Source organism: Peribacillus huizhouensis (genome assembly GCF_014138605.1).
Taxonomy (GTDB): domain Bacteria; phylum Bacillota; class Bacilli; order Bacillales; family DSM-1321; genus Peribacillus; species Peribacillus huizhouensis.
Window position 1 is genome coordinate 618,789 of the sequence record NZ_JACJHX010000001.1, and the last position, 12,461, is coordinate 631,249.

Annotated in this window: 10 protein-coding genes and 1 riboswitch; of the genes, 5 read left to right on the top strand and 5 right to left on the bottom strand. The window is 37.7% G+C overall.

Annotation, left to right across the window (positions count from 1 at the left end; all coding sequences use genetic code 11):
* Nucleotides 1-199: 199 nt before the first annotated feature.
* From HNP81_RS02855 to HNP81_RS02865, 3 genes are all read left to right on the top strand, one after another.
* Nucleotides 200-1,933, top strand: a complete 1,734-nt coding sequence (locus HNP81_RS02855; protein ID WP_182501481.1) for an ABC transporter ATP-binding protein — start codon at nt 200-202, stop codon at nt 1,931-1,933.
* A gap of 488 nt (nt 1,934-2,421) precedes the next feature.
* On the top strand, nt 2,422-2,913 hold the full coding sequence (locus tag HNP81_RS02860) for a GNAT family N-acetyltransferase (RefSeq protein WP_182501482.1): 492 nt from the start codon (nt 2,422-2,424) through the stop codon (nt 2,911-2,913).
* A gap of 212 nt (nt 2,914-3,125) precedes the next feature.
* A complete protein-coding gene (locus HNP81_RS02865; protein WP_028393259.1) occupies nt 3,126-3,398 on the top strand; it encodes an alpha/beta-type small acid-soluble spore protein in 273 nt (90 codons plus the stop codon).
* Between the two features lie 94 nt (nt 3,399-3,492).
* On the opposite strand, the gene HNP81_RS02870 is transcribed toward HNP81_RS02865, so the two are convergent.
* Both HNP81_RS02870 and fumC read right to left on the bottom strand, forming a co-directional pair.
* Nucleotides 3,493-3,735: a hypothetical protein gene (locus HNP81_RS02870; RefSeq protein WP_182501483.1), complete on the bottom strand. Its 243-nt coding sequence runs from the start codon at nt 3,733-3,735 to the stop codon at nt 3,493-3,495.
* Between the two features lie 178 nt (nt 3,736-3,913).
* Nucleotides 3,914-5,296: a class II fumarate hydratase gene (gene fumC / locus HNP81_RS02875; RefSeq protein ID WP_028393261.1), complete on the bottom strand. Its 1,383-nt coding sequence runs from the start codon at nt 5,294-5,296 to the stop codon at nt 3,914-3,916.
* A gap of 244 nt (nt 5,297-5,540) precedes the next feature.
* Nucleotides 5,541-5,653: riboswitch (SAM riboswitch) on the top strand.
* A gap of 80 nt (nt 5,654-5,733) precedes the next feature.
* On the opposite strand from fumC, the gene HNP81_RS02880 reads away from it, so the two are divergent.
* Both HNP81_RS02880 and metC read left to right on the top strand, forming a co-directional pair.
* Nucleotides 5,734-6,846, top strand: a complete 1,113-nt coding sequence (locus HNP81_RS02880) for a methionine biosynthesis PLP-dependent protein (RefSeq protein WP_182501551.1) — start codon at nt 5,734-5,736, stop codon at nt 6,844-6,846.
* The gene (gene metC, locus HNP81_RS02885) at nt 6,843-8,015 is read left to right on the top strand and encodes a cystathionine beta-lyase (protein ID WP_182501484.1); all 1,173 of its coding nucleotides are present in this window, start codon (nt 6,843-6,845) and stop codon (nt 8,013-8,015) included. Before HNP81_RS02880 ends, metC begins: the two co-directional genes overlap by 4 nt.
* Nucleotides 8,016-8,146: 131 nt before the next feature.
* Here the strand turns inward: metC and HNP81_RS02890 are convergent, their stop codons facing one another.
* From HNP81_RS02890 to HNP81_RS02900, 3 genes are read right to left on the bottom strand one after another with little or no spacing between them, the layout of a single operon-like run.
* A complete protein-coding gene (locus HNP81_RS02890) occupies nt 8,147-10,000 on the bottom strand; it encodes an LTA synthase family protein (RefSeq protein ID WP_246399214.1) in 1,854 nt (617 codons plus the stop codon).
* Between the two features lie 6 nt (nt 10,001-10,006).
* Complete coding sequence (locus HNP81_RS23700) at nt 10,007-11,599, bottom strand: aminotransferase class V-fold PLP-dependent enzyme (protein WP_182501485.1); 1,593 nt, start codon at nt 11,597-11,599, stop codon at nt 10,007-10,009.
* A 5-nt stretch (nt 11,600-11,604) separates the two neighbouring features.
* Entirely contained in the window at nt 11,605-12,189 is a 585-nt protein-coding gene (locus HNP81_RS02900) for a glycerol-3-phosphate acyltransferase (protein ID WP_182501486.1), read from the bottom strand.
* Between the last annotated feature and the right edge of the window lie 272 nt (nt 12,190-12,461).

Sequence of the window (12,461 nt, forward strand, 5' to 3'; positions counted from 1 at the left end):
TGCTTTTGGAGGCACACACAATAACGGCTGTAAAAAGATAACAGAAAAATATATCATTAACGTAAATCAATCCCCTCTTGGTCGTATGCAACGCTCCAATAATGTTACGTATTATGACGTTTTCACATTAATACGCAATCTGTTTGCCAATCTACCTAACTCAAAACAAAAAAGATTACACTGACAGGAGTTTTCTACAATGGAACAAAAGCAGAATGGCTTAAAGCCATTTATTTCCCTTATTTTATCAACGAATATCCCAAAGGTTGCCCTCATTACTGGTTTAACTGCAAGTCTTCTAACCACTATTGCTGGTCTTGTCGTACCGTTATTGACTAAGAATTTAGTAGATGGTTTTTCCGTTGCATCTTTAAGCATTCCTATTATGATTGCTATAGGAGCAGCTTTTATCATCCAAGCGATTATTAGCGGGATCTCCATTTATTTATTAAGCTTTGTCGGCCATAAAATTGTCGCAAGGCTACGTGACCGCATGTGGTTAAAATTAATTCGATTGCCAGTAAGCTATTTTGATAAAAACTCAAGTGGTGAAACGGTAAGTCGGGTCGTTAACGATACAAGCGTCGTACGAGATTTAATTTCAAATCATTTCCCACAATTTATCACAGGTATTATTTCTATTATCGGCGCTATCATCATCTTATTTGTCATGGATTGGAAAATGACACTTCTGATGTTAATTTCTGTACCTATTACATTAGTCATTATGATTCCACTCGGTCGAAAAATGGCAAAGATTTCACGTGGTTTACAAGATGAAACAGCCTCATTCACAGGACAAATCCAACAAACACTTAGTGAAATACGTTTAATGAAATCCTCAACCGCTGAACAAAATGAAGAAACAAATGGATTAACAGGCATTGATAAATTACTTGGTTACGGATTAAAGGAAGCTCGCATTTTTGCTTTAATCGGGCCAATCATGTACCTCGTCATTATGGTTGTCATTGTAATGATTATTGGTTATGGCGGTATGCGGGTAGCAAATGGATCGATGTCAACTGGTTCACTTATCGCCTTTTTACTCTATTTATTCCAAATTATTATGCCGATCACCTCCTTTGCGATGTTCTTTACACAATTACAAAAAGCAAAAGGTGCTACAGAGCGAATTATCGAGATTTTAGAACTACCATTGGAGTCTGGGCAAGAGGGCATAGAAATGGATATTACAAATGAGACAATACAAGTTTCAAACGTGTCATTTGCTTATAGTGAGGATGAGCCTGTTCTTGAAAATATCTCACTTGAAGCTCGTCCTGGTGAAATGATAGCTTTTGCCGGACCGAGCGGAAGCGGAAAAACAACGATGTTTGGCTTACTCGAACGATTTTATGAACCTACTACGGGAGAAATACGAATCGGTAACACGCCAATTAATCACTTATCACTTGATTCATGGCGTAGTCAAATTGGGTATGTATCCCAAGAAAGTGCCATGATGGCTGGGTCAATTCGCGATAATTTATGTTATGGTTTGAACGATTCAACACAAATAACTGATGAACGTCTATGGGAAGTAGCCAAAATGGCATACGCCGATCAATTTATTGAAGCTTTCCCGAAAGGATTGGACACAGAAGTTGGCGAGCGTGGTGTAAAACTATCAGGTGGCCAAAGACAACGGATCGCTATCGCCCGTGCTTTTTTACGTGACCCTAAAATTCTCATGATGGATGAAGCAACAGCAAGCTTAGATAGCCAATCAGAAAGTGTTGTCCAACAAGCATTAACACGATTAATGGAAGGACGAACTACATTCGTCATCGCCCATCGATTATCTACAATCGTCGATGCTGATAAAATCATTTTCATCGAAAAAGGACAAGTAACAGGCATCGGAACCCATCATGAATTAACACAATCGCATAAATTATACCGTGAATTCGCTGAGCAGCAATTAGCATAAGATAGGAAAATACTATAATTTTTTGTTAAGATAAAGTGAACCCGCAATCAGTGAGGTTCTGCCCGAACATGCGGGATAAAATGAACATAACAAGAAGGTGTCCCTGAAATGTCTAACCATACACACTATATACAGTTCATTATTGTACTTTCACTCAATTTAACTGTATATGGTGGTTGTGGGGTCTGACTCTTTCGTTATGGGTCACCCTCTTTTGTTTTATTGTTTCTTTTCGGCTATGTTAAAACTCATTATTGATTTTGGCACTATGTTGATTGGAGCGATCCTACGAAAAATGCGAGACCCCACAGGCGCACAGCACCGAGAAGGCTCCCGGACCGCCCGCAGAAAGCGGACGCCTCTCTTTGCATTCACCAGGCAAGTTTAATAGAGCCTTCTTTAATAAATGGAATAAAAATATTTGAAATAATTCTCCCTTTGAATTCTTAATTGAACCTGTTTTAAAAGCTAGAGAGGAGTAATATGTTGTGATTAGACCTATTGAAGTACGTGATGCAAAAAGTTTTATCGAATTAAGTAAAAAAATTGATGACTCTAATTTTATGTTATTTGAACCTGGTGAAAGAAACACAACACTCGAACAACAGTGCAAGTTCATCGAAAGAATATTATCTGAAAAGAAATCAATCATCTTTGTTGCCGAAAGTGAACATAATCTCGTAGGTTTTATCGCAGCATTTGGCGGAAATCTAAAAAGAAATCAACATTCCGCTTATCTCGTGTTAGGTGTCCTTGAAGAATTTCAAGGGCAAGGTTTCGCATCTAAATTATTCAATCAAATATTCGAGTGGGCAAGAAATAATGAAATATCAAGATTAGGATTAACGGTTATTAAAGACAACATCAAAGCATTCAATTTATATCGAAAGATGGGTTTTGTCTTGGAAGGTGAGAAAGTCCATTCGCTGATTATTAATGGAGAACCCGTTAATGAATATTATTTTTATAAGTTGTTGTGATAAACACACCCTTAAATCGAATTATTGCAGTTAACATGAACTACGAATCTAATACTCCCGTTCACCTTGTACCATATTTCATACGTTGCAACAAAATTAGTCATGTATTTATTCAATGGATTTTTCCGATCCAGCAAAAGTATCTTTACTATAAATTTCTGCTGAGTGAACCTTCACTTTATGGGAACCTTAGATATGAGGAGGGATAAAAAATGGCCAGAAATAAAAAAATTTTAGTTCCCGAAGCACGAGAAGGTTTAGATCAACTAAAAGGTCGTATCATGAAAGCAAAGGGATACGATGTGAATATGACTGAACCTGACAATGTAAAATTCGAAATCGCCGAAGAACAAGGAATACCACTAAAAAAAGGATACAATGGCCAACTTACTTCAAAACAAGCAGGGAAAATTGGTGGAACGATTGGTGGCAATATGGTCAAAGAAATGATAAAAATAGCCCAAGAACAAATCATGCGAAAATGAGTAAATCATAAATAAGATAAGGTCTAGTAGAATAAAGTATGCTGTTTCTGACGAATCGACTCTCTCATACCGAAAGCTCGATTCGCTTTTTTATTTATTCCTTAACCAAGATAACTTCATCATGTTGACATTTCAAACATTTCATTAAATGTGGACACTGACCTTTTTTTAATGATTCTGGAAAACCATCATTTTGCTTTAAGATATCTATGTCCATATATGCGCTATACTTATCATCATAGTCCATTGCTTTTCCCATATCCTTCATTTCGGAATCACATTCTGGGCATGCAACATAAATCTTTCGTAGTCCATTGCAAAGCGGACATAATGTCATATTCATTTCCTCCTATTTTCATCGAATCAAAACCAAAGGGTCAAACCACGCACTCATATATACAGAAATAATAAGTGATAATACTCTTGGTACAGAGTATAGAGTACGTGGCTAGACCCCTCTTAATATATCTCTAACTTGGTTGTTTTCATTGTCTCAGCTATGCACTTTTACCTACTTAGTTATTCACCATATTTTGCGGATTTACCCACTCTTCGAATTGTTCTTCGTTTAGGTAACCTAGTTTAAGAGCTGTTTCTTTTAATGTTGAGTTGTTTTTAAATGCAGTTTTTGCAATTTCAGCTGCTTTTTCGTAACCAATATGTGGATTAAGTGCGGTTACAAGCATTAATGAACGTTCAACATTTTCTTTAATTTTTTCTAAGTTTGCTGTAATTCCTACTGCACAGTTATCATTGAATGAGTGAATTCCGTCAGTCAATAGTTTTACCGATTGTAAGAAGTTATAAATGATTACAGGCTTGTATACGTTCAATTCAAAATTTCCTTGGCTTGCAGCGAATGAGATAGCTGTGTCATTTCCGACTACTTGTACCGCAATCATCGTTAATGCTTCACTTTGAGTTGGATTTACTTTACCAGGCATAATTGAACTTCCTGGTTCATTTTCAGGAATTGCGATTTCTGCGATACCACTTCTTGGACCGCTCGCTAACCATCTTACATCGTTTGCGATCTTCATCAAGTCTGCAGCAAGTGCTTTGATGGCACCATGTGCATAGGCAATTTCATCGTGACTTGTTAATGCATGGAATTTATTATCCGAGGTAACAAAATCATATCCAGTATCAGCTGCCATTTGTTGTGCAGAAAGTGCAGCAAATTCTGGTTTAGAGTTAATTCCTGTTCCGACGGCTGTTCCACCAAGTGCCAAATTCAAAATATGCTTGCTGCTCTCCTCAATCATATAAAGTGATTTATCAAGCATCGCTCTCCAGCCGCTGATTTCTTGCCCAAGTGTGATTGGTGTAGCATCTTGTAAATGTGTACGACCGATTTTTACGATATCCGCGAATTCCTGTTCTTTCGCAGCAAATGTATCTCTGAGCACTTTGATCGCAGGAACCAATTTGCTTGCTACTTCAACATACGCCGCTATATGCATCGCAGTTGGGAATGTATCATTTGAGCTTTGCCCTTTGTTCACATCATCGTTTGGATGAAGCTTTTCATCACTGCCATTTTCCTTCAACCATTCGTTTCCTTTGTTTGCGATGACTTCATTTACGTTCATATTACTTTGTGTACCACTACCCGTTTGCCAGACAACGAGTGGGAAATGCTCGTCCAATGTACCTTCAAGAATTTCTCCACATATTTTTACTATGGCATTTTTCTTCATTTCAGATAAATCACCAAGATCAAAATTCACTTTAGCTGCCGCTTGTTTTACATAAGCAAACGCATGAATTAATTCAATCGGCATTTTTTCATAGCCTATTTTGAAGTTGTTACGGCTTCTTTCAGTTTGTGCACCCCAATACTTGTCAGAAGGAACCTTTACTTCCCCCATTGTATCTTTCTCGATTCTGTATTCCATTTCTTCTCCTCCAAATCTCTGTTATAACGCTAATACAGTCCTACTTAGTAGGAATCCCCTTTATTTTGTTAGCGCTTTAGTTTTTAAAAATTCTACATACATTATTATTGTACAAATGTTTTGCATTTAAAAGCAAATAAAAAAAAAGCTGTCCATCGTTTCTTAATACATAAATATGGATTTGCTTTTAATTGACATTAAAGATAAAGTATAGTAAATTCATAATTAACTAAATAATCAGGATTTCTTATCAAGAGAGGTCGAGGGAATGGCCCTGTGACGCCTCAGCAACCAGCAATAATAACATATTGCCAAGGTGCTAATTCCATCAAGCTATTTATGCTTGGTAGATAAGAAGAGACTGCATACTTATGCGCTTATAAAGTCTTCTTCTTAAAGAAGACTTTTTTTATTTTCTAGAAAAGGAGCCGTGAACGATAGTGAAAATTGATACACAATTAGCTCAATTAGGGAATCGAAGTGAAACTGTAACTGGTACAGTAAGTCCTCCTGTATATTTCTCTACTGCATATCGCCATAATGGCATTGGCCAATCAACTGGATATGATTATTCTCGGTCAGGAAACCCAACTCGTCAGCTGCTCGAACAAGCGATAGCTAATCTTGAAGGTGGCGATCAAGGATTTGCTTGCAGCTCTGGAATGGCTGCCATTTTCACAGTTCTTTCCCTTTTCCAGTCTGGTGATGAATGGATTATCAGCAATGATTTATACGGCGGCACCTATCGATTGCTGGAAAAGGATTTTAAAAAATGGGGGTTAACATGTACATATGTTGATACAAATAACATAGCCGAGATTAAAAACAGTATTTCCCCTCAAACAAAAGCGATTTTTCTTGAAACGCCTACGAATCCGCTAATGCAGGAAACAGATATTGATGCAGTGTCAGCTATTGCAAAACAGTACGATGTCTTATTAATCGTGGATAATACATTCTATACACCTCTTCTGCAAAAACCGCTAGAAAACGGCGCCGATATTGTGATTCACAGTGCTACAAAATATTTAGGCGGACATAATGATGTACTTGCCGGACTCATAGTATCAAAAGGTAAAGATCTTTCTGAAGCTCTAGCACATCACCATAATAGTGCAGGTGCAGTACTAAGTCCATTCGATTCATGGCTGTTAATGCGTGGTATGAAGACACTTGCTTTGCGAATGGAAAGACATCAAGAAAACGCACGGAAACTTGCAGATTATCTTTCTACCCATGAATCCATTACAGATGTTCTCTATCCAGGAAAAGGCGGAATGCTTTCTTTCCGAGTAAGCGATGAACAATATGTGAATTCATTTTTGCAAAGCTTGAACCTTATCTCATTTGCTGAAAGCCTTGGCGGAGCGGAAAGTTTTATTACCTACCCTGCCACACAAACACACGGAGACATCCCTGAAGAGATAAGATTCGCAAATGGTATATGTAATAGGCTGCTTCGATTCTCTGTAGGTATTGAAGCATCGGAAGATATTATCCATGATCTAGATCAAGCATTCGCTAAGATGAAAAAGGAGGTTTTAGCATGACAGCCGACCATTTCAGCTTTGAAACATTGCTTCTCCATAATAACCATAAATTTGATTCAAGAAACGGAGCAGTTAGCGTGCCGATTCAGCATGCTTCCACTTTCCATCAATTTGATTGTGACCAGTTTGGGAAATATGATTACAGCCGAAGCGGGAATCCCACTCGCGAAGCGTTAGAAGAGATCATTGCAGGACTAGAAGAAGGTACAAATGGATTTGCCTTCGCATCAGGAATGTCGGCTATTTCTACTGCTTTAATGCTTTTATCAGCTGGCGATCATGTGATCGTATCTGAAGACGTGTATGGCGGAACATTTCGGATGGTCACACAAGTACTTTCCCGCTTTAAAATTGAACATAGCTTTGTTGATATGACTGACATAGCAAATGTGAAGTCAGCCATTCAACCTAATACGAAAGCCATTTATATCGAAACTCCTTCCAATCCCCTTATGAAGGTAACCGATATTCATGGAATCTGTTGTATTGCGAAACAAATTGGTGCATTAACATTTGTTGACAATACATTTCTAACGCCAGCGTTGCAAAAGCCACTAACATTGGGAGCAGATATAGTCCTTCATAGCGCGACTAAATTTTTATCAGGACATAGCGATGTCGTTGCCGGCCTTGCTGTCGTGCGGGATCCAGAAATAGCAGAAAAACTCAGATTTCTGCAAAATTCATTCGGAGCTGTTCTTGGCGTACAAGATGCATGGCTTGTCATGCGAGGTCTGAAAACATTGCATGTTCGAATGGAGCACTCTGTGCAATCCGCTCAAAAAATCGCGACATTCTTGGAATCCCATCCCCTTGTAAAAAGAGTTCATTATCCAGGACTTAACAGCCATCCACAATTTGCTTTGCAAAAGCAACAAGCGAAATCAGCTGGTGCAGTATTTTCTTTTGAATTAGAAAATGAAGATGTGCTACGCTCCTTTGTTTCTAACGTTACTCTACCAGTTTTTGCTGTAAGCCTTGGTGCTGTCGAAACGATTTTATCTTATCCAGCGAAGATGTCACACGCTGCAATGCCTGACTGTGAACGTGAAAAACGAGGCATCACGAAAAGCTTACTTCGTCTTTCAGCGGGCCTTGAAAATCCAGATGACCTGATTAAAGATTTTTCGGAAGCCTTGGAAAAAAGTAAACTGGTACTTACCGTTTAATAAATTTATTCTTGAAGAAGAGTGTCATAAGGGTCTGACCTCTCACTCTAAATCAGTATGGAATGTTTCATAGTATCCTACTATACTGTATTTAGTTGTTGCGAGGCCTGACCCTTGGACACCTTCTTTTTTTAATCTTTTGTACTGGTAAACCGCAATAAATCTCCAAATATAATCTCATCAGACAACCCTAATTCATCATATACAGTTTGCCGATACGGTTCACATGTAGCATTATTCAACTGTTCCCCCGATCCTTTACGATAGCAAACCCCATCTTGGAAAATATACGTATCATTTACAAAACCGCCATCTCTGAAAATCACGGGATGATTTGGAGATCTTGTAAACAAGTTGTGACCAAACGATATTGCATGTTCTGTTTTTATTCCTAAGAGATGTAAAAGAGTTGGCCGAATGTCAATTTCTCCGCCTGGGACTGAAATCGTTTTCCCGCCCTCACCAGGAATATGGATAATCACTGGTACTTGGCGGTATTGAATGTGATTAATTGGCGAATATTCATCACCTAGCATTTGACTTAACGCCACTTCATATTTTTTTGAAATCCCGTAATGATCCCCATATAACACAAAGATTGTGTCTTCATACATTCCATGATCCTTAAGTGTTTGAAATAGCCGCTTAATTGCTTCGTCCTGATAACGAACCGTTGTCACGTACCGATTTACGACATCTTCGTCAGTATTTCCCATTGCAATTAGCTGGTCAGTTTCATCCAACAAAAATGGAAAGTGATTCGTTAATGTAATCAATTTTGCCAGATACGGTTCAGGCATTGTTTTCATAAGCTCCACAGATTGCTCAAAAAAAGGAATATCTTTAATACCATAATTCACCGAATTCTCATCGGTTACCACATAATCTTGCTTGGAAAAAAAGCGATCGTAGCCAAGGTTCTCATACATTTTTTCTCGATTCCAAAAGGATGCGTCATTTCCGTGAAAGGAAGCTGAATAATATTGACCATTCTCTCGCAAGAGACGTTGTAGACTTGTAAACGTATTACCTGGACGTCGAACGAAGACAGACCCTCCAGACAGCGGGTATAGACTCGTATCAATCATAAACTCGGAATCTGATGTTTTCCCTTGTGCAGTCTGATCATAAATTTGATTGAAATAAAAGCTTTCCTTTATCAAGTCATTCAAAAATGGTGTGATTTCTCGATCATTCACTTTTCGATTGATTACAAAGTTTTGTGTAGATTCCATACTGATTAACACAACATTCTTTCCTTTTGCTATTCCGAATAAATCCGTGGTATCATCCTTTTTACTCGCCATGTACTCCTCGATTTTCGCAGTATCGACATGTGTAGCCACTGCACGATCAATAGTAGGACGAAGCCCCATCGCAATGTCATACAGATGATAATTGTAAGGACCGATGCTTTTAACCATCAGTTCTCTGTTAAACGAGGCAGAAAAAAGATATGGAGACCGAAGCCACCCAAGTCCTGCTAATAAAATAAGTAGTAATGTACTGAAGCCAATAAACCGCTTTTTAAATCGGGCACTTATCTCATTCGGTTGGTTGATGATTTTTTTTGTAAAAAGGGCAATGATTAATACATCTACAAATAAGAGTAAATCCCACACTTGCATCAACTCAAACGTACTTGGACCAATTCCCCCGACATTTTTAAATTGAAACAATATAGAAACGGTCACAAAATCTATATAAAAACGGTAATACAGTAAATCTCCATAAAGCAATCCTGTTATGAATAGCATAATCACTAAAAGCCACTTCATATGAAGTCTTTTTGTAAAGTAAATGCTAAATCCGATTAATAAAAGCAGTGAACCGATTGGATTGACAATAAGAAGCAGAGCATCGAACCAAGAATGAATGGCAATATCAAAACCAATAAATGAAACGATAACGGTCTTCAACCACATACATGTACACGCAAATAAAAACAGTAGTTTCGGAGTCACCCTCGTCTCTTTCATCGTCATATTTCATCACACCTTACTAGCAAAGTCTGTTTTCGCAAACGTCAACTCACAAAGCAGAAGACGAATTGATTCTTCATTATGATGACCCATTAACGAAATTTGGAGCCAGTTGCGCTTTAATAAATAGTGGCTTTCATAACTTGTTAGGATGTTTTTACTTTTCAAGAAATCACCTAATGTTTTTGAAGATTGATAAGTTGGTAAATTGATCGTGATAATACCTGGTGAATACATTTCGTTTCCTAAATAGTTATAACCATTTTCCTTTAAAAACTTTCTAATGAATATCGCTTTTGGTTCAATTAAGCTGAAATCTATTTTTTGCAATGCAACATGTAATGCGTTTAATAGATTAGAAGAATGTGTAAATGGGGTACCATCATACTCCTGATACATTCCCATATCTAAATATCTTGGCAGATTATCATTATGACGTAGCTTATCCCGGTGAAAAACAATGACTAAGCCGGGGTAGGATCCTAAAGCCTTACCACTGACAGTTGTGGCCATTAATACATTTTTAAAGGACACAGGGACAACACCAACCGAGCTGCATGCATCAACACATAATTCAGCACCAAACTTCAGACAAAGCTCCTCGATTTTGTTCAAATCATATAAATAGCCGGTTGAGGTTTCACAATGCACGGTCCAGACCCATTTAATGTTTGGATTTTCTCTTAAGCAATGTTCGATCTCGGAAATCGAAATGGGCTTATTCCATTCTTTTTCAATCGTTAAAAATGACAAATTAAAGCGTGAGGCATGGTCAATCAGCCGGTAACCGAATTCCCCATTTGCCAAAATTAAACCAGTCCCTTCGATCTGAGATAGCTGTGCAGCCACTATATCATTCCCTAATGTGCCAGTCCCAACAACAACTTCTGCATACTTAGCGTTTGTCATGTTACAAAGTACGTTCCGTATCTTGTCCATTTGATTCATAAATCCGCTTGAGCGATGTGAGATAGCAGGTAGAGCGATAGCCTTGATTACTTCAGGATGAAGCTGTACCGGACCAGGAAGAAACGAAATTTTGCTAGCTACTTTGGAATTCCTGGCTATGAGTCTTTTGAAAACCTTTGTTGAGTTTTCAAATTGCTCAACTGTCAAATACATCGGCTGAAACTTAGCTTGTTCTGTTCCGACCATTTCACCAAATGCTTGAAATCCCATTCTTTTGTATAAAGGAATTTGCTGTTCAACACCTGATATAAGCGCCATATTATATTTTTTCTCTAAGCAAAAGCTAACTAGCAATTCAACCAATTTATAAAAAACGGGGCTTTTCCTAAATTCATTTTTTACAGTAAGTAGTCTTATTTCACATGGATTCGCATCGCTCGGTAAATAGTCGTCCAAATTCGTCAGTTTTTGATCCAATGAAAATGGTCGATTGGATCGAACAGCGATCATCCCAACGACTTCTTGATTTCTCTTGGCAATTATGTAGGTATTTTGTTTGTCAAAACGATCAATTAATCGCTGTTGTTCGTTTTGATTATGTTGAGGAATTTCTTCCACAAATGTTTGATAATTAAGTTTATAAATTTGCTCGAACTCAGATTGCTCTGAAGCGATTTTATAAACAACTTCCACTATATTCACTCTCCTATGTCGTTCCTAGTTTTCTTCTTCCTGCTGTTCGGTATATGAACGAGTAGGACAATAATCAGCATACACAGAAAGCCTATTGAATAAGTCCATGAATGCCCTGTTGCATAAGCAGTAATCGGAATTGTCATCATTGAGATTAATCCAGGAATTGTAATTCTACGAAACATTACATATCCGATTCCCATAACAATTCCTGTCACCAAAATAGCGACTGGGACAAGATAAAGGGTAACGGCTAAAAAAACGACGACTCCTTTGCCGCCACGAAATTGGAGCTGGATTGGCCAAATGTGTCCGATCAATAAACAAAAAGCACATATTAGCATGACCAATTCACTTTCTTCTATTAGGGTATTAACGATGAACAAAGCCATAAACACCTTTATAGCATCAATGACTACCGTAAAAAAAAAACCTTTTTTTCCTAGTTGCCGTCCTGCGTTTCTTGCACCAGCATTCCCGCTCCCTAGTTTACGGATATCTTTTCCCATCTTCCATTTACTAAAATAATAGGCACCATTTATACAGCCAAAAGCATAAGATAGTGCGATTAATAATATCGGTTGAGTCATCAAACCGCTCCATTCACTGCATTCAATTGGATTCTTTTTCTATCAATCCTGTTTATTTCCATTTTATATGAAAATACTACACAATTAAAGGAAATACAATGGATTCTTTTTAAGTAGCAATTACATGCTATATATGCTGAAAATAAGAAGGTATGACTAAATAGAAATGCTTTTTTTGTTTTAACGCATATCTACAATCTTGCCGCTATTTTATTCAATTTATATTAAGTGAACTTTCATCAGTGAGAGTTTATTTCATCCCCCACCTACGC

Coding starts and splice junctions, on each gene's coding strand:
- HNP81_RS02855 (WP_182501481.1), top strand. CDS start 200: ATGGAACAAAAGCAGAATGGCTTAAAGCCATTTATTTCCCTTATTTTA.
- HNP81_RS02865 (WP_028393259.1), top strand. CDS start 3,126: ATGGCCAGAAATAAAAAAATTTTAGTTCCCGAAGCACGAGAAGGTTTA.
- HNP81_RS02870 (WP_182501483.1), bottom strand. CDS start 3,735: ATGACATTATGTCCGCTTTGCAATGGACTACGAAAGATTTATGTTGCA.
- fumC (WP_028393261.1), bottom strand. CDS start 5,296: ATGGAATACAGAATCGAGAAAGATACAATGGGGGAAGTAAAGGTTCCT.
- metC (WP_182501484.1), top strand. CDS start 6,843: ATGACAGCCGACCATTTCAGCTTTGAAACATTGCTTCTCCATAATAAC.
- HNP81_RS02890 (WP_246399214.1), bottom strand. CDS start 10,000: ATGACGATGAAAGAGACGAGGGTGACTCCGAAACTACTGTTTTTATTT.
- HNP81_RS02900 (WP_182501486.1), bottom strand. CDS start 12,189: ATGACTCAACCGATATTATTAATCGCACTATCTTATGCTTTTGGCTGT.